Consider the following 22,040-nt stretch of genomic DNA (forward strand, 5'->3'; position numbering starts at 1 on the left):
GCCCTGGGGCGCCGGAGGGGCGGTGGGCGGCGGCCCCGGCGGACCGGGGTGGCCGGGGTGCTGGGACTGGTGCGTCCAGCCGACGGGCCCACTGCCGGGGCCCTGGGGCGGCGGCAGCGGAGCCCCCACTGCGTGCTGCATCCGGTGCCACTCCGTCTCGTACAGGCAACTGGCGCTGATGGGACGGCAACCGTACCGTCCCCGGCCGCCACAAGGACAACGGCCGGGAGCGGTCCGCAGTGCCCGATCGGCCGGTATTCCGCCCGATCCACCGGTCCGTCAGCCGGTCAGTTCGTCCGCGAGGGCGCGCAGGGCCAGGCGATAGGAGCCGATGCCGAATCCGGCCACGGTTCCGGTCGCCACCGGCGCGATCACGGAATGGTGGCGGAATTCCTCCCGTGCGTACGGGTTCGAGATGTGCACCTCGATCAGCGGGGCGGTGCGCTGGGCCGCCGCGTCCCGCATCCCGTACGAGTAATGGGTGAACGCCCCCGGATTGACAATGACCGGAATTGAACCGTCCGCGGCCTCGTGGAGCCAGCGGATCAGCTCGCCCTCGTCGTTGGTCTCGCGGACGTCGACGTCGAAGCCGAGCTCCTTGCCGAGCTCCCGGCAGGTGTCGACGAGCCCGGCGTAGGACGTGGCACCGTACACGTCGGGCTCGCGGGAGCCCAGGCGGCCGAGGTTCGGCCCGTTGAGGACGAGGACCCGGCGGGTCACGCCGACACCTCCCCGTAGGCGGCCAGCAGCACGGCCGGGTCGGGGCCCTCCAGCACGGTGGGCTTGCCGAGGCCGTCCAGGACGATGAAGCGCAGCAGGTCGCCGCGGGACTTCTTGTCGACCTTCATGGTCTCCAGCAGCCTGGGCCACTGGTCGCCGCGGTAGGTCAGCGGCAGGCCGACGGACTCCAGCACGGTGCGGTGCCGGTCGGCGGTGGCGTCGTCGAGGCGTCCGGCGAGCCGGCCCAGCTCGGCGGCGAAGACCATGCCGACCGAGACGGCGGCGCCGTGGCGCCACTTGTAGCGCTCGTTCTTCTCGATGGCGTGGGCCAGGGTGTGGCCGTAGTTGAGGATCTCGCGCAGCCCGGACTCCTTGAGGTCGCTGGAGACGACCTCGGCCTTGACCTTGATGGCGCGTTCGATCAGCTCGGCGGTGTGCGGTCCGGTGGGCGTACGGGCGCCCTCCGGGTCCGCCTCGACGAGGTCGAGGATCACCGGGTCGGAGATGAAGCCGGCCTTGATGACCTCGGCCATGCCGCTGACGTAGTCGTGCACCGGCAGCGAGTCCAGTGCCGCGAGGTCGCAGAGGACCCCGGCCGGCGGGTGGAAGGCGCCGACGAGGTTCTTGCCCTCGGCGGTGTTGATGCCGGTCTTGCCGCCGACGGCCGCGTCGACCATGGCGAGCACGGTCGTGGGGACGGCGATCCAGCGCACTCCGCGCAGCCAGGTCGCCGCGACGAATCCGGCCAGGTCGGTGGTGGCACCGCCGCCGACGCCGACGATCATGTCGGTGCGGGTGAAGCCGGTCTGTCCGAGCGCCTTCCAGCAGTACGCCGCGACCTCGGCGGTCTTGGCCTCCTCGGCGTTGGGCAGCTGGATCGCGATGGCCTCGTAGCCCTGTTCGGCGAGGTCCTGGCGGACCGCCTCACCGGTTTCGGCGAGCGCCTCGGGGTGCAGCACCGCGACCCGCTTGACGCGGTCGCCGATGAGTCCGGGCAGCTCGCCGAGGAGCTGCCTGCCGATCAGCACGTCGTACGGGTCGGTGCCCGCGCTGCCGGCGATCGGGATGCGGATGGGGCCCTGCTCGGTCATGGGTGTGCTCTCCCGGCCGGAGGCGACGGGGTCGTCCGTGCGCTCCGGCAGTTCCAGTGCGTCGAGGACCGCCTGGGCGACCTCTTCGGGGGTGCGCTCGTCGGTGGCGACGGTCGTCCGCGCCACCTCGGTGTACAGGTGACGGCGGGCGTCCATCAGCTCGCGCCACTGCCGGCGCGGGTTGACGGCGAGCAGCGGGCGGGCGGTGCTCAGGCCGACCCGCCTGACGGCCTCCTCCACCTCCATCGAGAGGTAGACGACGGGGTGGTCGGCGAGCAGGGCACGGGTCGTCGCGTCGAGCACAGCGCCGCCCCCGAGCGAGAGGACTCCGGTGTGCTCGGCGAGGGCGGTGTGCACCGCCCTGCGCTCCAGCTCTCGGAAGTGCTCCTCGCCCTCGTCGTAGAAGATCTCCGGGATCGGCTTGCCGGCCGCGGCCACGACGTCCGCGTCGGTGTCCCGGTAGCCGGTGCCGAGCCGGTCGGCGAGCAGTTCCCCGACCGTGGACTTGCCGACGCCCATCGGGCCGACGAGGACGACCAGCGGGCCGCTCATCGGATCTGGAGGTGGTCGAGGTACGACTGCACGTTGCGCCGGGTCTCGGGGACGCTGTCGCCGCCGAACTTCTCCGCGACGGCGTCGGCCAGGACCAGCGCGACCATCGCCTCGGCGACGATCCCCGCAGCCGGAACGGCACAGACATCGGAGCGCTGGTGGTGCGCCTTGGCGGGCTCGCCGGTGACGACGTCGACGGTGGCGAGCGCGCGCGGCACGGTCGCGATGGGCTTCATCGCGGCGCGGACCCGCAGCAGCTCACCGGTGGTGAGGCCGCCCTCGGTGCCGCCGGAGCGGCCGGAGGCGCGCCTGATGCCGTCCTCGGTGACCAGGATCTCGTCGTGCGCCTTCGAGCCGGGCACCCGGGCCAGGTCGAAGCCGTCGCCGACCTCGACGCCCTTGATCGCCTGGATGCCCATCAGGGCCCCCGCGAGCCGGGCGTCCAGCCGGCGGTCCCAGTGGACGTGCGAGCCGAGGCCGACGGGCACCCCGTACGCCAGCACCTCGACGACGCCGCCGAGGGTGTCGCCGTCCTTGTGGGCCTGGTCGATCTCGGCGACCATCGCCTTGCTCGCGTCGGCGTCCAGGCAGCGCACCGGATCGGCGTCGAGCCGCTCGACGTCGGCGGGCGTCGGGTAGACCCCGTACGGCGCCTTCGCCGCGGCCAGCTCGACCACATGGCTGACGATCTCGATGCCGGCGGTCTCCTTGAGGTACGACTGCGCGACGGCGCCGAGCGCGACGCGGGCCGCCGTCTCCCGGGCGCTGGCGCGCTCCAGGATCGGCCGGGCCTCGTCGAAGCCGTACTTCTGCATGCCCGCGAGGTCGGCGTGACCGGGCCGCGGGCGCGTCAGCGGGGCGTTGCGGGCCAGTTCGGCCAGTTCGGCGGGGTCGACCGGGTCGGCCGCCATCACCTGCTCCCACTTGGGCCACTCGGTGTTGCCCACCATCACGGCGACCGGGGAGCCCATGGTGAGACCGTGGCGCACCCCGCCGAGGAAGGTGACCTCGTCCTTCTCGAACTTCATCCGCGCACCGCGGCCATAACCGAGCCGCCGCCGGGCGAGTGCGTCCGCCACCATCTCCGTGGTGATCGGGACGCCGGCGGGAAGACCCTCCAGCGTCGCCACGAGTGCGGGGCCGTGCGACTCCCCCGCGGTCAGCCAGCGCAACCTGCTCAACGGTGCTCCTCATGCTCGCGCCTGGAACTGCGACGGCGCGACCGGGTGCGCGGCCCTGGCCCGCCGCCTCGATCCTCCCACGTCCGAGGGCCCGAACCGGTCGCCGGTCCAGCAGACGGACGGATCGCACCGGCGGGTGCGGGGGCTCAGCGGGCGGCGAGCGCCGCTTCCCCGGCCCGCCGCATGGCCGCCAGCGGGGCGGGCGCGCGGCCCGTCATCTGCTCGACCTGGAGGACGGCCTGGTGCACCAGGAGGTCGAGACCTCCGACGACTGAGCCGGATCGGTCCGCCCAGGCCGCGGCGAGCCCGGTGGGCCAGGGCTCGTACAGCACGTCGAAGAGGGTGCCCGGCCGGTCCGGTACGGCGGCGGCCAGGGCGTCGGTGGCACCGGCCGGGGTGGTGGCGATGACCAGGGGGGCCCGCAGCGCCTGCTCGGCGTCCGCCCAGTCGGCGATCCGGACGTCGACGCCGAGGCGTTCGCCCCAGCCCCGCATCTCCCGGCCCCGCTCCTGGCTGCGGACGTACGCCGTGACCGGTCCCGCGCACATCCCGGCCAGCGCGGCGAGCGCCGAGGAGGCGGTCGCGCCCGCGCCGAGGACGGCGGCGGTCTCGGTCTTCTCCACCCCGCGTTCGCGCAGGGCGGCGACCATGCCGGGGATGTCGGTGTTGTCGCCGGTCAGTCGGCCGTCCTCGGTGAGGACGACGGTGTTGACCGCCTCCACCGAGGCGGCGGTCCCGCTGACGGAGTCCAGCAGCGGGATGACCGCCCGCTTCAAGGGCATGGTCAGCGAGAGCCCGGCCCAGGTGGCGTCGAGGGACTCGACGAACCCGGGAAGCGCGGCCTCGTCGATCTCGAACCGCTCGTACGACCAGTCGGTGAGGCCGAGCTCGGCGTACGCGGCCCGGTGCAGCACCGGGGAGAGCGAGTGCGCGATGGGCGAGCCGAGGACGGCGGCGCGGTGGCGCCGGTCAGCCGAGGCCATGCTTTTCCTTGAACTTGTCGTTGAGCTTCTCGTGCTCGGCGACGGTCTTGGTGAACTGGGTCTTCTTGCCGTCGAGCGAGATGAAGAACATCCAACCGTCACCGGTGGGGTTGAGCGTCGCCCGCAGGGCTTCGTCGCCCGGGTTGCTGATCGGCCCCGGCGGAAGGCCCTCGTGGTAATAGGTGTTGTACGGGTCCGGATTGGTCCGGATCTCGTTCGACCCGATCTTGATCTTGCTCTGGTTCTTCAGGTAGTTGAACGCAGAGTCGAATTCGAGTTTCCCGTTCGAGACCGAGTTGTCCGGCTTCAGGCGGTTGTACACGACTTCGGCCATCTTGCGGAAGTCGTCGTGCGTGAGCCCCTCCGCCTGAACCAGGCTGGCGACGGTGAGGACCTGCCAGGGCCCGTCCAGCTTGTGCTTCTTGGCCGTCGCCTCCAGGTCGAGCTTGCCGTACTCCTCGTTGGCGCGGGAGACCATCTTCTTCAGGACGGCCTCCGGCTTGGCCCCCTTGGTGACCGGGTAGGCGGCCGGGAAGAGGAAGCCTTCCAGCGGATCCTTGATGTTCTTGCCGTCGCTCGCCCAGTCGGGCAGTCCGAGATCGGGCGCCTCGGACTTGGCGACTCCCTTGGTCGTCCCCTTCTTGAGGCCCAGCTTCTTGTCGATCATCTCGTAGACGGCGACGTTGCGGGTGCCCTCGGGGATCACCAGGAGGTTCTGGCTGTTTCCGTCGAGCATCATCTTCACGGCCTCGGCCGCGGACATCTCCTTGCGGAGCAAGTAGACGCCCGCCTGGATCGACTTGCCCTGGGGGTTCTCGTTCTGCGCGGCAACGAACGCGTCGACGCTCTTGACAACCCCTTTCTCCTTCAGGATGTTGCCGATGTCGGAGCCGAAGGCGCCCTTCTCGATCTCGACCTCGACCTCGCCGGTTCCCCTGCCGGCGTAGTCGGGCGCCGCGCCGAACTTGTCCTGCCAGTACGAGTAGCCGAAGTAGGCCGCCCCGCCGAGGCCACCGACCAGGACCAGCGAGACCACCAGGCAGGCACAGCCGTTGCGGCTCTTCTTCTTGCCCTTGCCGCCCCGGCGTTCGCTCCCGCCCCGGCCGCCGCGGCGGGAGGCACGCGAGTCGTCCTCGTGCTCCTCGTCGTCCTCGACGTCCTTGTTCCTGCCGTCGGGGTCGTCGGAGCCCGTGAAGAAGGGGTGGGTCTCCTCCGGCTGGACCTCCGGGTCCCAGTCGGGGTTCTGCGCCGGGGCCTGCTGGGGAGCGGCCTCACGACGGCCCGGGGGCTGCGGCGGCGGATACGCCTCCGGCGTGCCGTAGTAGTCGGAGGTCTCGCCGTAACCGCCCTGCCCGCCGTACGGGTCGGCCTGCTGCGCGTCGTAGGGCATCGCGGCCTGCTGCCCGGTGTCCCAGCCGGTGTTGCCGTACTGGGGCTGCTGAGGCTGCTGGGGCTGTTGGACCTGCTGGGCGTAGGGGTCCTGCTGGGCCCCGTACGCGGGCTGCTGCGGGTAGTGCTGCTGCTGCGCGTACGGGTCCTGCGACTGCTGTGCGTACGGATCCTGCGGCTGCTGTGCGTACGGGACCTGCTGCTGGTGCGTGTACGGGTCCTGGGGGTAGGACTGCTGCCCGCCGCCGTACTGGCCCTGGCCGTGGGCGGACTGCTGTCCCCCCCATCCCTGGTCCCCGTACAAGGGGTCCTCGGGATGCCACGGTTCGGAGCCGGAGCCCCGGCCATACTCAGTCATCGATCCCCTAGAGCCGCGAGACGACGTTCCGTCTCTTTGCTGTGCGGCCCTAATGGAAGGCGCCGCCGCATCGCGCGGAACGTTACCGTATCGCGATCAGACAACCACTTCGACGCCTTCGCCCGGGGGCCTGCCCGACGCCCGTTCGGACTCCAGAGCGTTCTGAAGGATCACCACAGCGGCAGCTTGGTCGATGACGGAACGGCCTTTCCTGGACTTCACGCCCGAAGCGCGCAGCCCCTGACTGGCCGTCACTGTGGTCATCCTCTCGTCCACCAGGCGCACCGGAACGGGTGCGACCGAGCGGGCGACCTCCTGTGCGAAGACCCGGATCTTGGCGGCGGCCGGTCCCTCGCCGCCGCCGAGGGACCGCGGCAGGCCGATGATGATCTCGATCGGCTCGTACTCCTCGACGATCTGCCCCAGCCGCCGGTGGGCCGCCGGGACGTCACGTCCCGGAACGGTCTCCACCGGCGTGGCGAGGATCCCGTCGGGGTCGCACGAGGCGACCCCGATCCGGGCGTCCCCGACGTCGATCGCGAGCCGGCGACCGCGACGCATTTCCGTCACTCCCGCCGTCACGCCGTCTCGGTGACGAGACGCTCGACGGCGGCCACGGCCGCGCCGATGGCCTCGGGGTTCTGGCCGCCGCCCTGGGCGACGTCCGGCTTGCCGCCGCCACCGCCGCCGAGGGTCTTGGCGGCGGTGCGGACCAGGTCGCCTGCCTTGAGTCCGCGCTCGCGGGCGGCCTCGTTGGTGGCGATCACGGTCAGCGGGCGGCCGTTGGCGGTGGTGAACAGGGCCACGACGGCCGGCCGGCCGCCCTGGATGCGACCGCGGACGTCGAGGACGAGCTTGCGCAGGTCGTCGGCCGAGGTGCCGTCGGCGACCTGTCCGGTGACCAGGGCGACGCCGCGGATGTCCTGGGCGGAGTCGACGAGTCCGGCGGCGGCCTGGAGGACCTTCTCCGCGCGGAACTTCTCGATCTCCTTCTCGGCGTCCTTCAGCTTGCCGAGCATGCCGGCGATCTTCTCCGGCAGTTCCTCGGGACGGCCCTTGACCAGCTCCTGGAGCTGGGCGACGACCGTGTGCTCCCGGGCGAGGAAGTTGTACGCGTCGACGCCGACGAGGGCCTCGATGCGGCGCACGCCGGAGCCGATGGACGACTCGCCGAGCAGCTTCACCAGACCCAGCTGGGCGGTGTTGTGGACGTGCGTGCCGCCGCAGAGCTCCTTGGAGAAGTCGCCGATGGTGACGACGCGGACCTGCTCGCCGTACTTCTCGCCGAACTCGGCGATGGCGCCCTGCTTCTTGGCCTCGGCGATCGGCATGACCTCGGCCTGGACGTCGAGCTCGCGGGCGAGGACCTCGTTGATCTTCTGCTCGACGTCGGTGAGGACCGTGCCGGGCACGGCGGCGGGCGAGCCGAAGTCGAAGCGGAAGCGGCCGGGGGAGTTCTCCGAACCGGCCTGGGCGGCCGTCGGGCCCAGCGCGTCGCGCAGCGCCTGGTGCGTGAGGTGCGTGGCGCTGTGGGCGCGGGCGATGGCACGGCGGCGGGTGGTGTCGATGGCGGCGTAGGCGGACGACCCGACGGTCACCTCGCCGACCTGCACCGAACCCTTGTGGACGGAGACGCCGGGGACGGGCTGCTGGACGTCGCGCACCTGGATGACGGCGCCGCTGTCGAGCCGGATCCGGCCCTGGTCGGCGAGCTGGCCGCCGCCCTCGGCGTAGAACGGGGTGCGGTCCAGGACGACCTCGACCTCGTCGCCCTCGGAGGCGGCGGGCGAGGGCACGCCGTCGACGAGCAGGCCGACGACGGTCGACTCGCCCTCGGTGGCGGCGTAGCCGGTGAACTCGGTGACGCCGGAGTTGTCGGCGACCTCGCGGTAGGCGGACAGGTCGGCGTGACCGGTCTTCTTGGCCTTGGCGTCGGCCTTGGCGCGCTCCCGCTGCTCCTTCATCAGGCGGCGGAAGCCCTCCTCGTCCACCGAGAGGCCCTGTTCGGCGGCCATCTCCAGGGTGAGGTCGATCGGGAAGCCCCAGGTGTCGTGGAGCAGGAACGCCTTGTCGCCGGCGAGCACCTTGCCACCGGCGGCCTTGGTCTCCGTGACGGCGGTGTCGAGGATGTTGGTGCCGCCCTTGAGGGCCTTGAGGAAGGCGGCCTCCTCGGCGAGGGCGACGCTCTCGATGCGCTTGCGGTCGGTGATCAGCTCCGGGTACTGCTGCCCCATCGTGTCGACCACGACGTCGACCAGGTCCTTGACGACCGGTCCGGTGGCGCCCAGCAGCCGCATGTTGCGGATGGCCCGGCGCATGATGCGGCGCAGCACGTAGCCGCGGCCCTCGTTGCCCGGGGTGACGCCGTCGCCGATGAGCATCACGGAGGTGCGGATGTGGTCGGCGACCACGCGCAGGGAGACGTCGCTGGTGTGGGCCGCGCCGTAGGCGACGCCGGTGAGCTCGGTGGCCTTGTCGATGACGACCTTGAGCGTGTCCGTCTCGTACATGTTCTGCACGCCCTGCAGGATCATGGCGAGGCGTTCCAGGCCGAGGCCCGTGTCGATGTTCTTCGACGGCAGGTCGCCGAGGATCGGGAAGTCCTCCTTGCCGTCACCGGCGCCGCGCTCGTACTGCATGAAGACCAGGTTCCAGATCTCCACGTACCGCTCGTCGTTGACGGCCGGGCCGCCCTCGACGCCGAACTCGGGGCCGCGGTCGTAGTTGATCTCGGAGCAGGGGCCGCAGGGACCGGGGACGCCCATGGACCAGAAGTTGTCCTTCTTGCCCAGGCGCTGGATGCGCTCGGCCGGTACGCCGACCTTCTCGCGCCAGATCTGCTCGGCCTCGTCGTCGTCGAGGTAGACCGTGATCCACAGCCGTTCGGGGTCGAGTCCGAAGCCGCCGTCCGCCACGGAGCCGGTGAGCAGCTCCCAGGAGAGCGTGATGGCGCCCTCCTTGAAGTAGTCGCCGAAGGAGAAGTTGCCGCACATCTGGAAGAACGTGCCGTGCCGGGTGGTCTTGCCGACCTCTTCGATGTCCGGCGTGCGGACGCACTTCTGCACGCTGGTGACGCGCGGGGCGGGCGGCTTGACCTCGCCGAGGAAGTACGGCTTGAAGGGGACCATGCCCGCGGGGACCAGCAGCAGAGTCGGGTCGTCCGCGATGAGCGACGCCGAAGGGACGACGGTGTGACCGCGCTCCTCGAAGAAGCTCAGCCAGCGGCGACGAATTTCAGCCGACTCCATCAGTGGTCCTCATTCCGGTTGTACGAGTTGTAGGGGAGCTTGCGGTATTCGGTTGTCCCGAGGGCCCGGTCCGGGCCGACGGGTTCGGGCGCCTCGACGGCGAAGTGCCGCCGGACCGGGAGGTCCGGGTCGACCGGCGCCTCCAGACCCAGCGCCTCGCCCAGTTCGGCCTCGCGCCGGGCCATGGACTCACGGACGTCCAGAGCGAAGTCCTTGAGCTTGTGCCCGGTCTCGATCGCCTTGTCCGCGGCCTGCGCAGCGAGGCTCTCGGGGGTCAGCTGCTTGAGCTTCCGGTTGACCTTGGTGGTGGCCCAGACACCGGCGGCGGCGCCGGCGGTGAACCAGAACGTACGGCGGAACATCGCTGCGTCAGCCCTTCGATCCGCGGGGGTCTCTGCCGCCGCGCTTCCTGCCGCGCGCGGACGGCACGGTGCGGCCGACGATCACCGTCCGACGGGCGGCCTCCGGCTCGGGAGCGGATTTGCGGCCGATGGCCTGCCGGACCCCGTAGCCGAACGCGGCGACCTTGACGAGCGGGCCGCCGAAGGTCGAGGCGACGGTGCTGGAGAGCGCGGAGGCGTTCGAGGTGACTTCCTGGACGTCCGTCGCGATCGCGTCGACCTTGTCGAGCTGGGTCTGCGCGGAACGCACGGTGGCGGAGGCGTCGGCCAGCAGCGGAACCGCCTGCTCCGTCACGTCCGCCACGAGTTTGGTGGTCGCCCTGAGCGTCTGGGCCAGCCTCACCAGTACGACGGCGAGGAACGAAACCAGGATCGCCCAGAAGACGGCCACCAGGATCCCGGCCACCTCTCCACCGGACACAGTGCACCGCTCTCTAGCTCGTCGCTGTTTTTGTACTGCTCTGCCTGACTCTGCTTCGGTCCGGCGACCGCTGTCACGGCAGCCGGTCGTCGCTCCTTGAGCCTATCGCGCCGGTGGTCGCACCCCGTACCGCATTACCGGCCCGGCGGGCGGGAGTTGCCACAAGGAGATTGTACGGAGAGCTTCCGTACCAGTACTCTGCGTGTTTCATGCGACGCCCCCAGCGCCCCCTTCCGTCCCCCCACGATCCGAGCGCTCCCGCCGCGCCCGGGAACCTCCCGGCGGAGCTGAGCAGTTTCGTGGGGCGGGAGAACGAACTCACCGGCCTCGTCCGACTGCTCGACGAGTCGCGGCTCGTCACCGTGGTCGGAGTGGGCGGCGTGGGCAAGACCCGCTGCGTCACCAGGATCGCCGCGCTTCTGGAGAAACGGTACTGCGACGGGGTTCGGGTGGCGGAGCTCTCCGCGGTCCACGACCCCGAGCTGCTGGAACACGCCCTGGCGGACGCCCTGGGGCTCACCGACCACACCGGCAGACCGCCCCGCACGGCCCTCCTCGACCATCTGGCCCCGCGCCGGCTCCTCCTGGTGATCGACGGCTTCGAGCACCTGGTGGACGACTGCGCCGGGCTGGTGCGGGAGCTGCTGCGCCGGGCCCCGTACCTGCGGGTGCTGGCCGCCGGACGGCTGCCGCTGGAGCTGGACGGGGAGCTCGTCTTCCCGCTCCCGCCGATGACGGACGAGGACGCGATACGGCTCTTCGCCGAGCGGGCCGCCGCGGTGCGGCCCGGATTCCGGCTGACCGACCGCAACCGCGCGATCACCCGGGAGCTGTGCCGCCGCCTGGACGGGATCCCGCTCGCGCTGGAACTGGCCGCCGGACGGCTGCGCGCCCTGTCCACCGAGCAGGTGCTCCAGCGCCTGGACGACCGCTTCCGGCTGCTGACCGGCTCCAGCCGCAGCGCACCCGCGCGCCACCAGACCCTCCGTACGGCCATCGGCTGGAGCCATGAGCTCTGCGCCCCGGAGCAGCGGCTGCTCTGGGCCCGGCTCTCGGTGTTCGCCGGGCAGTTCGATCTGGAGTCCGTCGAATACATCTGCGGCGGTGCGGATCTGCCGGCCGAGTCGGTGCTCGACGTGCTGTCCGCGCTGCTGGCGCAGTCCGTCGTGCTGCGCGAGGACACCGAGCAGGGCACCCGCTACCGGATGCTGGACACGATGCGGGAGTACGGCGCCGAGTGGCTGGCGGCCACCGGCGACGCGGACCGGCTGCGCCGTCGCCACCGGGACTGGTACGTGGGGCTCGCGACCTGGTGCGAGCTGGACTGGTTCGGCCCGCGGCAGGCCGAGGTGGCCGCCCGTGCCGAGAGCGAGCTGCCGAATCTGCGGCAGGCGATGGAGTACTCGCTGGAGAGCCCGGGCGAGGCCCATCTCGCGCAGTACCTGGTCGGCACTCTCTGGTTCCTCTGGGTGGGCTGCGGCCGGCTCGCGGAGGGTCGGCACTGGCTGGACCACGTGCTGGAGGAGGGCACCGCGTACGACTCCTCACGGCTGAAGGCGCTGTGGGTGCTCGGGCAGGTGGCCGTGCTCCAGGGCGACCCGGTCGGTGCGCTCTCCGCGCTCCAGGAGTGCCGGGACGAGGCGGAGCGGGCCGGTGACCCCACGGCGCTCGCCTACGCGGTGCACCGGATGGGCGGTCTGGCGCTGGTCACCGACGACCTGGCCAGGGCACGGCGGCTGCTGGACGACGCGCTCGGCCGCTACCGGGAGCTCGGCGAGCTGAACAGCAATGTGCTGATGGCCCGGATCGAGCTGGCGACGGTGATCGGCTTCCAGGGGGACCTCGACACTGCGGCCGAGATCTGCCAGGAGGTCAGGGAGGTCTGCGAGGACCACGGGGAGCAGTGGGCCCTGTCGTACGCGCTGTACGCGCTGGCCTTCGCGGCGCTGCAACGGGGCCGGCCGGACCGGGCCCGGGAGCTGCTCGGGAAGTGTCTGGCGATCGGCCGCGCCTTCCACGACCTGCTCGGTTCGGTGCTCGCCCTGGAGCTGCTGGCGCTGGTGACGGCGGTCCAGGGCGATGCCGCGGAGGCCGCGGTGCTCCAGGGGGCCGCCGACCGGATCTGGCCGTCGGTGGGGCTGCCGCTGTTCGGTTCGGCGCACTACGGGCAGCCCAGGTTCCGTTGCGAGCAGCTGGCCCGCCGGGAACTGGGCGACGGTCCCTACGAGGCGGCCCTGCGCACGGGCGGGCTGCTGGATCTGGACGCGGTGGTGGCCAGGGCGCTGGCGGACGGCCCCATGGACCGGGCGCGGCGTTCCGAGCCGCGGACCAACCCCGGGAAAAGGCGGCGGCCCACCGCCTCCCGTACATCCGGGAGGGGTGGGCCGGAACGCTCGTGAGACGACTGCGCCCGATCAGCGGGCGTAGTACTCGACGACGAGCTGCTCGTCGCAGATCACGGGGATTTCCTTGCGGTTCGGGTCCCGGTCAAGGCGGAAGGCCAGGGCCTTCAGGTTCACCTGCAGGTAGCGCGGGGTCTCGCCGTCGCCGGCGTAGCCACCCTCACGGGCCACCTGGAAGGGGACCTTGGAGCGGCTGCGCTCGCGGACCTGGATGATGTCGTCCGGGCGCACGCGGAAGGACGGCTTGTCGACCTTGCCACCGTTGACCTCGATGTGGCCGTGCACGACCATCTGGCGGGCCTGGTAGATGGTGCGGGCGATGCCCGAACGCAGCACCAGGGCGTCGAGGCGACGCTCCAGCTCGACGACGAGCGCCTCGCCCGTCTTGCCCTCGGCCTTCTTGGCGCGGTCGTAGGCGCGGGCCATCTGCTTCTCGCTGATGTCGTACTGCGCGCGCAGACGCTGCTTCTCCAGCAGACGGACCTTGTAGTCCGAGTTCTGCTTGCGGCCACGGCCGTGCTCGCCCGGCGGGTAGGGGCGGGCCTCGAAGTACTTGACGGCCTTCGGCGTCAGCGCGATACCGAGCGCACGGCTCTTCTTGACCTTGGGACGCGACTGGTTAGGCACGTTCTCCAGACCTCCGTTGTAGGTTAGGTTAGGCTCACCTTAGTTGAGGAGATCGCATGTCTCGCCCGGGGAACACCAGTCACATCACGGACAGCACTGACAGCGTCGACACCCCTCGGGGTGCCGATACGACGGAGGACCGATCAGATCGTGGTCAGCCGCGTCCCAGCAGGCTTGAAACCACTCGGATGCCGTCAGCAGCCGAGCGCACACGAACTCTCGTACAGAGTACCTGCTCCGCCGTACTGCTCGTTCCCGGGCTGCGCCATGCGCCTTCGGACCACCTGATGCCCCTGGCCAGAAACGTGGGCCCGGACGGGGACCTGTTCCTCGAACTGCCCGCCGACTCCCCCGTCGTACGGGCCGCGACGCACGCCGAGGACGACGAGCTGTCCGCCGTGCTGGAGATCACGGACGTCGCCCCGGTCTCCGTGCCGCACCGCATCCGCGGCCGCGCGTGGGTCTCCGGCCGGCTGACCTCCGTGCCCGGCATCTCGGGCCCCGGCCGCACGACACTCCGGCTGGAGACGAACGAGGCGTACGTCGACGACCTGTGGGGCGCGCAGGAGGTCGAGCCCGACGAGCTGCGGGACGCCGCGCCCGATCCGCTCCGCGGGCACGAGGCGGAGCTGCTCCAGCACCTGCACTCGGCGCACGGCGAACAGCTGCGGACCCTGTGCGGACTGCTGGGCGAGCGGACGGCCCGCCGCTGCGCGGCGCACCTGCCCTCGGTCGTCCCGCTGGCACTGGACCGGTACGGGCTGCGGGTCCGGCTGTGCGAGGGGGCGGGGCAGTGCTACGACGCGCGCTTCGAGTTCCCCGCGCCGGTGCGGGACGTCATCGAGCTGAGCGACGCCATGCACACGCTCTTCGAGGCGGCGGCGCGCTGAGCCGGAGCGCCACGGGGGCGCGGCCGGGGCGCCTCAGCCCTCGGACGGGCCGGGCTCCCTGCCGGGGGCCGTGCGGCCGAGCCGCTCGCGCACCCGGTCCACCACGTCCGCGTAGCGCGCCTCCGCCCCGTAGCGCGTGGGCCGGTAGTAGTGCTTGTCGCGGACCGCTTCCGGCGCGTACTGCTGGGCGGCGATGCCGCCGGGGACGTCGTGCGGATACACATAGCCCTGGGCGTGCCCCAGCTTGGCGGCGCCCTTGTAGTGGCCGTCGCGCAGATGGGCGGGGACCGGCCCGGCGAGCCCCTTGCGCACGTCCTCCTGCGCGGCGAAGATCGCCAGCGTCGCCGCGTTGGACTTGGGGGCGAGGGCCAGGGCGATCGTGGCGTGGCTCAGGGTGAGCGCCGCCTCCGGGAAGCCGATCATGGCGACCGCCTGGGCGGCGGCCACGGCGGTGGGCAGTGCCGTGGGGTCGGCCAGGCCGATGTCCTCGCTGGCCGAGATCATCAGCCGGCGGGCGATGAACCGGGGGTCCTCCCCCGCCTCGATCATCCGGGCCAGGTAGTGCAGCGCGGCGTCCACGTCGGAGCCCCGGATCGATTTGATGAGGGCGCTCGCGACGTCGTAGTGCTGGTCGCCGTCACGGTCGTACGTGACGGCCGCGCGGTCGACGGTCTCCTCCAGGGTCCGGAGGCTGATCTCCTTCTCCTGCTTGGCCAGCGCCGCACCGGCCGCGGCCTCCAGCGCGGTCAGCGCCCGGCGGGCGTCCCCGCCCGCGATGCGCAGCAGATGCGTCTCGGCGTCCCGGGGCAGCGTCACCGCGCCGCCGAGCCCGCGCTCGTCGGCCAGCGCGCGGCCGAGCAGCCCGCGCAGGTCGTCGTCGGTGAGCGGTTCCAGGGTGAGCAGCAGCGAGCGGGACAGCAGCGGCGAGATGATCGAGAAGTACGGATTCTCCGTGGTCGCCGCGATCAGCGTGACCCAGCGGTTCTCCACGGCGGGGAGCAACGAGTCCTGCTGCGCCTTGGAGAAGCGGTGGATCTCGTCGAGGAAGAGGACGGTCTCCTTGCCGTAGCCGCCGGTGGCACGCCGGGCGCCCTCGATGACGGCGCGCACTTCCTTGACGCCCGCGGTGATCGCGGAGAGCTCGACGAAGCGCTTGTTGGTGGCCTTGCTGACCACGTACGCCAGGGTCGTCTTCCCGATGCCGGGCGGGCCCCAGAGGATCACCGACGACGGACCGGCGGGGCCGCCGTTGCCCTCGCCGACCAGGCGGCGCAGTGGGGAGCCCGGCTTGAGCAGGTGCTGCTGGCCGACGACCTCGTCGAGGGTGCGGGGGCGCATCCGGACGGCCAGGGGACTGCCGGTCGGATCCTTCTCCTGGCGGTCTTCGGCTGCTGCGGTAAAGAGGTCGGGCTCCACGTCCTGAAGCCTATGCCACGGCACCGACATCCCCGCCGGGCCGGTCGTCCGGCGGGGTTCGCAGGCCGGTCAGCTGGTCCAGAAGTCCCACCAGCGGGTCAGGATCAGCATGCCGATGATGCCGATCCACAGGAGCGGCGGCACCCAGTGGAACTCCGTCAGCCCGGTGCGCAGCCAGTTCGGCGCGGGAATGATCCGGTGCTTGATGTTGTGCGTGGTGACGTAGCAGAACATGACGATCGTGGCGACCCAGGCCAGGCAGCACCACAGGCAGAGCGAGTTGATGTTGTAGAGCGACTGGTACTGGAGCCAGGTGCAGAAGCCGACGCCGAACAGCGTGCCGGCGTTCATCCCGAGCCAGTACCAGCTGCGGAAGCGGGCGCCCGCGAGCAGCGCCAGCCCGATGCCGATGATCACCGGGTAGGTGGCCATGCCGAGCATCGGGTTCGGGAAGCCGAAGGCGGCCGCCTGGTCGCTCTTCATGATGTTGCCGCAGGCGACCACGGGGTTGAGGCTGCACCCGGGCGTGAAGCCGGGGTCCTCCAGCAGCTTGAACTTGTCGATCGTGATGATCCAGGCGGCGAAGAGTCCGGCGGCGCCCGTGATCACCAGCAGCAGTGCGAGCGCCCGACTGCCGCCGATGGTCCTCGTCCCGCCGTCCTCGTCCTGGTCGGAGGAGGGATGGTCAACCGCTGCAGTCGTCATATCGCCGTTCCATCAGTGAGTGGCCTGCTGGGCACGGTCATTGTGCCGCACCGGGGTGCCGCATCTCTGTTCGATGAACATAAAGATGCGCCCACGGTTCGTTTCCGGCCGGGGCGGCGCACGAGGGCCTTCGCGCACTCCCGACACGCGCCCGTGCGCGCGGCGGAAGTGCCGGACCTGCGGGCATCTCGCGCCCGGCGCCTCCGGCCGATGGCCCGGACCTGGGAATCCACCGGACCCTGCGCCGACCCGGCCCGCACCGGCCACCGTCGAGGTTTCCGACCAGGAGTCATTCGTCAGAATGAATCCACGCACACCGGGTTGACGGCGTGGCGAGCGGAAAGGGCCTGCCGGTCGTCCCGCTCCGGGTCGTACGACACCCTCGCGCCGCCCTCGCACCGACGAAAAACCGGCCGATCGGGGCACGTGCCCCGATCGGCCGGTCATGGCGTTCACGCCGGTCGTCGAACTCCCGCCGCCCGGGCGGACGACGCCGGGTACTACCGGGCCAGCCGCTCGCGGATCGTCCCGGCGATCTCCGGCAGGGGCACCGCCGTCTGCTCGCCGGACTCCATGTCCTTGAGCTGGGCGACGCCCTCGGCCAGATCGCGCTCGCCCGCGACGATCGTGAACCGCGCACCCGACCGGTTCGCGCTCTTCATCGCACCCTTGAGGCCGCGGTTCCCGTACGCGAAGTCCGCCGCCACACCGTCGCGGCGCAGCCGCGTGACGACGTCGAAGAGCACCCGGCGGGCCTCCTCGCCGAGCGGTACGGCGAACACGCTGGTGGTCGCGGGCAGTTCGAGCTCGACGCCCTCCGCCTCCAGCGCGAGCACCGTGCGGTCCACGCCGAGCGCCCAGCCGACCGACGGGAGCGCCGGGCCGCCGATCATCTCGGACAGCCCGTCGTAACGGCCGCCGCCGCCCACCGCGGACTGCGAGCCGAGTCCGTCGTGCACGAACTCGAAGGTGGTGCGGGTGTAGTAGTCGAGGCCGCGGACGAGCTTCTCGTCGTCCTCGTACGCCACGCCCGCCGCGGAGAGCAGGTCGCGCACCTCCTCGTGGTACGCCTTGCAGGCGTCGCAGAGGTAGTCGCGCAGCACCGGGGCGCCGACCAGCTGCTTCTGCACCTCGGACCGCTTGTCGTCGAGGACCCGGAGCGGGTTGATCTCGATGCGGCGACGGGTCTCCTCGTCCAGGTCGAGCTCGCGCAGGAAGCCCTGGAGCGCGTCCCGGTAGACGGGGCGGCACTCCTTGTCGCCCAGCGAGTTGAGCAGGATGCGGAAGTTCCGCAGACCGAGCGTGCGGTACGCCTGGTCGGCCAGGATGATCAGCTCGGCGTCCAGCGCCGGGTCCTCGGCACCGATCGCCTCGGCACCGACCTGCGAGAAGTGCCGGTAGCGGCCCTTCTGCGGGCGCTCGTAACGGTAGTACGAGCCGGAGTACCAGAGCTTCACCGGCAGGTTGCCGAGCTTGTGGAGGTTGGCCTCCAGCGCGGCGCGCAGCACGGAGGCGGTGCCCTCGGGGCGCAGCGCGAGCTGGGAGCCGCCCTTGGTGGTGAGGGTGTACATCTCCTTGGTCACGATGTCGGTGGACTCGCCGACACCGCGGGAGAAGAGGGCGACGTCCTCGAAGCCGGGCGTCTCGATGTAGCCGTAGCCGGAGTTCTTCAGGGGTGCGGCGAGTGCCTCGCGCACCGCGAGGTACTTGGCGGAATCGGGCGGAGTCAGGTCGTACGTGCCCTTGGGGGCCTTGAAGGTGCTCACGATTTTCTCTCGTCTACATTCCTCGTCGGGGCGCGTCCATCCCGTTCAGGAACGGGTTGGAGACGCGCTCGCGGCCGATGGTCGTCTGGGGGCCATGGCCGGACAGCACCACGGTCGAGTCGTCGAGCGGCAGGCACACACGGGCCAGCGACTCGAGCAGCTCGGCGTGGTCGCCGCCGGGCAGGTCGGTGCGTCCGACGGAGCCGGCGAAGAGCAGGTCGCCCGAGAAGAGGATCTGCGGAACATCCGCGACCTCGGGCATCCTGAACGTCACCGACCCCTTGGTATGGCCGGGCGCATGCGAGACACCGAATTCCAGACCGGCCAGCTTCAGGAGCGCGCCGTCGCTCAGCTCCTGGACGTCGTCCGGCTCCCCCACCGTCAGCTCGCCCATGAGCGGCATCCCGATGGAACGGCCTATGGCCTTCTCCGGGTCACTCATCATGTAGCGGTCCGCCGGGTGGATCCAGGCGGGGACGTCGTGCGCGCCGCACACCGGGACGACCGATGCGACGTGGTCGATGTGGCCGTGGGTCAGTACGACGGCGACGGGCTTCAGCCGATGCTTCTTCAGCGCCTCCTCGACTCCGGCCGCGGCCTGGTGGCCCGGGTCGATGATCACGCATTCCTCACCGGCGGCCGGGGCGACCAGGTAACAGTTGGTCCCCCAGGCCCCTGCGGGGAACCCGGCAATGAGCACGATCGTCCTTAATGGTCGTCCGACAACGGATGGCGACTGAGAAGGTCGCGGCAGTACCAGAGCCTACCGGCGCTCCTCATTCCACAGCCAACCCATATACGGTACGGGCAGCCCAGGCCCCATACGGACGACCTACAAGGAGAACACCCGGTGGTCAGCAGCGATCAGCGGCGGCGGCAGCTCGCCAGGGAGAAGTTCGAGCGGCAGCAGCAGCGCCGGGAGGAGGCCCGCCGCAGGACCCGGCGGCTGTCCGTCATCATCGCCTCCTCGGTGGCCGTGGTGGCGGTCATCGCGGGGGGCACCTACCTCGCCATGGGCGACGACGACAAGAAGGACAAGACCGACGCGTCCGCGAGCGCGAGCCCGTCGGCCTCCGCGTCGCCGAGCGAGAGCAGCACGCCCGAGCCGGCGATGAAGATCGACAAGAAGGCCGAGTACACGATGTCGCTCAAGACGAGCCGGGGCGACCTCGGGTTCACCATGAAGGCGGCGAAGACCCCGCACACCACGAACTCCTTCAAGGCGCTGGCCGACAAGGGCTTCTTCGACGGCACGAAGTGCCACCGGCTGACCACGCAGGGCATCTTCGTCCTGCAGTGCGGCGACCCCAAGGGCGACGGCACCGGCGGCCCCGGCTACACGATCCCGGACGAGAACCTGACCGCGCTGGGCAAGGCGGGCGCGGACGGCACGGTGACCTACCCGGCGGGCACGGTGGCGATGGCGAACACCGGCCAGCCGCACACCGGCGGCAGCCAGTTCTTCCTGGTGTACAAGGACAGCAAGCTGCCGCCCACCTACACCCCGTTCGGCACGATGGACGACGCCTCGCTGAAGGCCGTCAAGGACATCGGTGCGGCGGGTGTGGAGGGCGGTGCCGCCGACGGTGCGCCGAAGAAGGCCGTGGACATCTCGAAGGCCGCCGTCGACAAGTCGTGATCCGGTCGGGGCGGCCGGGCCGGTCGGTGACGACGAGCGCGGGACGGATTTTTTTCGGCCCCGCCGAGTGCGGACAGCCGGGCGGCCGGTCGCCTAGATTGGCGTTGTGCAGGGCGGGCGCTGCCCGCCCCAGGAAACTGTGGACGATGCCAGGGGGCGAACCCCTCGCGGGCATCAGGTGGAGGAGGCGCTGTGAGCAGCGACCCGTGGGGCCGTGTCGATGAGACCGGCACCGTGTACGTGCGGACAGCCGACGGCGAGCAGGTCGTCGGATCGTGGCAGGCGGGTTCCCCCGAGGAGGCTCTGGCCTACTTCGAGCGCAAGTACGAGGGCATTGTGGTCGAGATCGGCCTCCTCGAACGGCGGGTGAAGACCACCGACCTGTCGGCCAAGGACGCCACGACCGCCATCGAGCACCTGCGCACGCAGGTGGACGAGCACCATGCCGTCGGCGACCTCGACGCGCTGCGCAAGCGGCTCGACGCGCTCGTCGCGGCGGTCGACTCGCGGCGCGAGGAGCGCAAGGTCCAGAAGGCCAAGCAGACCGACGAGGCGAAGCGCGCCAAGGAGGCGCTGGTCGCCGAGGCCGAGGAACTGGCGCAGAGCGAGCAGTGGCGTTCCGCGGGCGAGCGGCTCCGGGCGCTCGTCGACACGTGGAAGGGCCTGCCGCGGCTCGACCGCAAGTCCGACGACGAGTTGTGGCACCGCTTCTCGCATGCCCGCTCGGCGTTCTCCAAGCGCCGCAAGGCCCACTTCGCGTCGCTGGACGCCCAGCGCGAGGAGGCCCGCAAGGCCAAGGAGAAGCTGGTCGCCGAGGCCGAGTCGCTCTCCGGTTCCACGGACTGGGGGGCCACGGCCGCCCGTTACCGCGATCTGATGACCCAGTGGAAGGCGGCGGGCCGCGCCCAGCGCGAGGCCGAGGACGACCTGTGGAACCGTTTCCGCGGTGCCCAGGACGTCTTCTTCGCCGCCCGCGGCGAGGTCTTCGCCGAGCGGGACGCGGAGCAGGGCGAGAACCTCAAGCTCAAGGAGGAGCTCGCGGTCGAGGCCGAGCGACTGGTGCCGGTGCAGGACCTGAAGGCGGCCAGGGCCGCGTTCCGGGCCATCAACGAGCGCTGGGAGGCCATCGGCCACGTGCCGCGCGACGCCCGCCCGAAGGTCGAGGGGCGGATGCACGCGGTGGAGCGGGCGCTCCAGGAGGCCGAGGAGTCGGAGTGGCGGCGGACGAACCCGGAGGCGCGTGCGCGTGCCGCGGGTCTGACCGGTCAGCTGCAGGCCGCCGTGGACAAGCTGCGCGCGCAGATCGACACGGCCCGTGCCTCGGGCAACAACGCCCGTGCCGACAAGCTGGCCAAGGAGCTGGAGGGCCGGCAGGCACTGCTCGACCAGGCGCTGAAGGGCCTGGAGGAGTTCGGCGGCTGACGCCCCGGCACACGCCCGAGGGGCCTTCCCGCGTTCGCGCGGGAAGGCCCCTTTCCGTGTCGGGGTGGGCACGGACGGCAGCGATGAAGCCATGACAACTGCCGGGATCCGGCAGTGAATCGGGGCGGGTCGAGAAGGGATGATCTTCGCACCGGCACGTTTCCCGCGCCGGATTCGACTCGTTCGCCCACACACGTGAGGCAGGTTCACCGATGAGACCCACCAGTGCCGCCCTGACCGCCGCAGCCGCCGTCCTCGCCCCGGTCCTCCTCCTGTCCGGTCCGGCCTTCGCCGCCGGACCGGCGTCCCCGTCCGCCGCCGTCACCGCGGTGCAGGCGGCGGACGGGGACGGCGGCTCGGACATCCCGGTGGACGAGATGTCCGACCACGACCTGAGGATCGCGATCCTGCGCATCCTGGCGGACGAGGACAGTGGCAAGCGGGTCGTGCGGGAGGCCAACGAGGCCCTGGACAACGGCACGACGGAAGCCATGCGCGCCTTCCTGAAGACCGGTTACCCGCCGGCCCAGGCCGAGGACGACCGCGTCGCCCTCTTCCGCATCCTCGCCGATCCGGACTCCGGGAAGCGGGTCGTCAAGGAGATCAACGCACTCCTCGACGCCGGCACCGCGCCGGAGATCCGCCAGTGGCTGGAGACCGGTTACCGCCTCGCCCAGGCCGAGGACGACCAGGTCGCCCTCTTCCGCATCCTCGCCCGCCCGGACATCAGCGACGCGATGCGCGCGGCGGTCGTCGACGTCATCGACGGTACGCCCGAGGAGATGCGCCACTTCCTGGAGTACGGCCAGTACGAGGTCGACGCGTAGAC

The 22,040-nt window shown here is 71.2% G+C and carries 20 protein-coding genes; 5 read left to right on the top strand and 15 right to left on the bottom strand.

Features of this window, described 5'->3' with window-relative positions; all coding sequences use genetic code 11:
• The 10 genes from EAO76_RS45840 to EAO76_RS03920 all read right to left on the bottom strand — a co-directional run.
• A partial coding sequence (locus EAO76_RS45840; RefSeq protein ID WP_262375339.1) for a Pro-rich N-terminal domain-containing protein occupies positions 1–141 on the bottom strand: 141 nt, incomplete at its 3' end.
• A 138-nt stretch (positions 142–279) separates the two neighbouring features.
• On the bottom strand, positions 280–720 hold the full coding sequence (gene aroQ / locus EAO76_RS03880) for a type II 3-dehydroquinate dehydratase (RefSeq protein WP_148833340.1): 441 nt from the start codon (positions 718–720) through the stop codon (positions 280–282).
• Positions 717–2,363: a 3-dehydroquinate synthase gene (gene aroB, locus EAO76_RS03885; RefSeq protein ID WP_148833342.1), complete on the bottom strand. Its 1,647-nt coding sequence runs from the start codon at positions 2,361–2,363 to the stop codon at positions 717–719. The genes aroQ and aroB overlap by 4 nt, the downstream gene beginning before the upstream one ends.
• Entirely contained in the window at positions 2,360–3,544 is a 1,185-nt protein-coding gene (gene aroC, locus EAO76_RS03890; RefSeq protein ID WP_148833344.1) for a chorismate synthase, read from the bottom strand. Before aroC ends, aroB begins: the two co-directional genes overlap by 4 nt.
• 146 nt (positions 3,545–3,690) lie before the next feature.
• Complete coding sequence (locus EAO76_RS03895; RefSeq protein WP_148833346.1) at positions 3,691–4,527, bottom strand: shikimate dehydrogenase; 837 nt, start codon at positions 4,525–4,527, stop codon at positions 3,691–3,693.
• Positions 4,514–6,274, bottom strand: a complete 1,761-nt coding sequence (gene mltG, locus EAO76_RS03900) for an endolytic transglycosylase MltG (protein WP_148833348.1) — start codon at positions 6,272–6,274, stop codon at positions 4,514–4,516. Before mltG ends, EAO76_RS03895 begins: the two co-directional genes overlap by 14 nt.
• A 96-nt stretch (positions 6,275–6,370) precedes the next feature.
• Positions 6,371–6,835, bottom strand: a complete 465-nt coding sequence (gene ruvX, locus EAO76_RS03905; RefSeq protein ID WP_187438458.1) for a Holliday junction resolvase RuvX — start codon at positions 6,833–6,835, stop codon at positions 6,371–6,373.
• 17 nt (positions 6,836–6,852) lie between these two features.
• A complete protein-coding gene (gene alaS, locus EAO76_RS03910) occupies positions 6,853–9,522 on the bottom strand; it encodes an alanine--tRNA ligase (RefSeq protein WP_148833352.1) in 2,670 nt (889 codons plus the stop codon).
• Entirely contained in the window at positions 9,522–9,884 is a 363-nt protein-coding gene (locus EAO76_RS03915) for a DUF6167 family protein (RefSeq protein ID WP_148833354.1), read from the bottom strand. The genes alaS and EAO76_RS03915 overlap by 1 nt, the downstream gene beginning before the upstream one ends.
• A 7-nt stretch (positions 9,885–9,891) precedes the next feature.
• The gene (locus EAO76_RS03920) at positions 9,892–10,329 is read right to left on the bottom strand and encodes a DUF948 domain-containing protein (RefSeq protein ID WP_148835560.1); all 438 of its coding nucleotides are present in this window, start codon (positions 10,327–10,329) and stop codon (positions 9,892–9,894) included.
• Between the two features lie 224 nt (positions 10,330–10,553).
• Between EAO76_RS03920 and EAO76_RS03925 the strand changes: the two genes are divergently transcribed.
• The gene (locus EAO76_RS03925) at positions 10,554–12,743 is read left to right on the top strand and encodes a tetratricopeptide repeat protein (protein ID WP_148833357.1); all 2,190 of its coding nucleotides are present in this window, start codon (positions 10,554–10,556) and stop codon (positions 12,741–12,743) included.
• 15 nt (positions 12,744–12,758) lie between these two features.
• On the opposite strand, the gene rpsD is transcribed toward EAO76_RS03925, so the two are convergent.
• A complete protein-coding gene (rpsD, locus tag EAO76_RS03930; protein WP_148833359.1) occupies positions 12,759–13,373 on the bottom strand; it encodes a 30S ribosomal protein S4 in 615 nt (204 codons plus the stop codon).
• 188 nt (positions 13,374–13,561) lie between these two features.
• Between rpsD and EAO76_RS03935 the strand changes: the two genes are divergently transcribed.
• Positions 13,562–14,263, top strand: coding sequence for a DUF2470 domain-containing protein (locus EAO76_RS03935; RefSeq protein WP_148833361.1), 702 nt, complete (start codon positions 13,562–13,564; stop codon positions 14,261–14,263).
• A gap of 33 nt (positions 14,264–14,296) precedes the next feature.
• On the opposite strand, the gene EAO76_RS03940 is transcribed toward EAO76_RS03935, so the two are convergent.
• The 4 genes from EAO76_RS03940 to EAO76_RS03955 form a co-directional block, all read right to left on the bottom strand.
• Positions 14,297–15,679, bottom strand: coding sequence for a replication-associated recombination protein A (locus EAO76_RS03940; protein WP_148833363.1), 1,383 nt, complete (start codon positions 15,677–15,679; stop codon positions 14,297–14,299).
• A gap of 69 nt (positions 15,680–15,748) precedes the next feature.
• Entirely contained in the window at positions 15,749–16,384 is a 636-nt protein-coding gene (locus EAO76_RS03945) for a vitamin K epoxide reductase family protein (RefSeq protein WP_148833365.1), read from the bottom strand.
• A gap of 500 nt (positions 16,385–16,884) precedes the next feature.
• On the bottom strand, positions 16,885–18,150 hold the full coding sequence (hisS, locus tag EAO76_RS03950; protein WP_148833367.1) for a histidine--tRNA ligase: 1,266 nt from the start codon (positions 18,148–18,150) through the stop codon (positions 16,885–16,887).
• Positions 18,151–18,163: 13 nt separating this feature from the next.
• Positions 18,164–18,850 (bottom strand): MBL fold metallo-hydrolase, encoded by a 687-nt coding sequence (locus EAO76_RS03955; protein ID WP_148833369.1) that lies wholly within the window; start codon positions 18,848–18,850, stop codon positions 18,164–18,166.
• A gap of 150 nt (positions 18,851–19,000) precedes the next feature.
• Between EAO76_RS03955 and EAO76_RS03960 the strand changes: the two genes are divergently transcribed.
• From EAO76_RS03960 to EAO76_RS03970, 3 genes are all read left to right on the top strand, one after another.
• The gene (locus EAO76_RS03960) at positions 19,001–19,789 is read left to right on the top strand and encodes a peptidylprolyl isomerase (RefSeq protein ID WP_148833371.1); all 789 of its coding nucleotides are present in this window, start codon (positions 19,001–19,003) and stop codon (positions 19,787–19,789) included.
• 192 nt (positions 19,790–19,981) lie between these two features.
• Complete coding sequence (locus EAO76_RS03965; protein WP_148833375.1) at positions 19,982–21,211, top strand: DUF349 domain-containing protein; 1,230 nt, start codon at positions 19,982–19,984, stop codon at positions 21,209–21,211.
• Positions 21,212–21,423: 212 nt separating this feature from the next.
• Positions 21,424–22,038, top strand: a complete 615-nt coding sequence (locus EAO76_RS03970; RefSeq protein WP_148833378.1) for an ALF repeat-containing protein — start codon at positions 21,424–21,426, stop codon at positions 22,036–22,038.
• Positions 22,039–22,040: the final 2 nt, after the last annotated feature.

It is taken from the genome of Streptomyces sp. sk2.1, from assembly GCF_008120935.1.
Taxonomy (GTDB): domain Bacteria; phylum Actinomycetota; class Actinomycetes; order Streptomycetales; family Streptomycetaceae; genus Streptomyces.

Coding starts and splice junctions, on each gene's coding strand:
- EAO76_RS03895 (WP_148833346.1), bottom strand. CDS start 4,527: ATGGCCTCGGCTGACCGGCGCCACCGCGCCGCCGTCCTCGGCTCGCCC.
- EAO76_RS03945 (WP_148833365.1), bottom strand. CDS start 16,384: ATGACGACTGCAGCGGTTGACCATCCCTCCTCCGACCAGGACGAGGAC.
- mltG (WP_148833348.1), bottom strand. CDS start 6,274: ATGACTGAGTATGGCCGGGGCTCCGGCTCCGAACCGTGGCATCCCGAG.
- ruvX (WP_187438458.1), bottom strand. CDS start 6,835: ATGCGTCGCGGTCGCCGGCTCGCGATCGACGTCGGGGACGCCCGGATC.
- aroB (WP_148833342.1), bottom strand. CDS start 2,363: ATGAGCGGCCCGCTGGTCGTCCTCGTCGGCCCGATGGGCGTCGGCAAG.
- EAO76_RS03970 (WP_148833378.1), top strand. CDS start 21,424: ATGAGACCCACCAGTGCCGCCCTGACCGCCGCAGCCGCCGTCCTCGCC.
- EAO76_RS03925 (WP_148833357.1), top strand. CDS start 10,554: ATGCGACGCCCCCAGCGCCCCCTTCCGTCCCCCCACGATCCGAGCGCT.
- EAO76_RS03935 (WP_148833361.1), top strand. CDS start 13,562: ATGCCGTCAGCAGCCGAGCGCACACGAACTCTCGTACAGAGTACCTGC.
- EAO76_RS03915 (WP_148833354.1), bottom strand. CDS start 9,884: ATGTTCCGCCGTACGTTCTGGTTCACCGCCGGCGCCGCCGCCGGTGTC.
- alaS (WP_148833352.1), bottom strand. CDS start 9,522: ATGGAGTCGGCTGAAATTCGTCGCCGCTGGCTGAGCTTCTTCGAGGAG.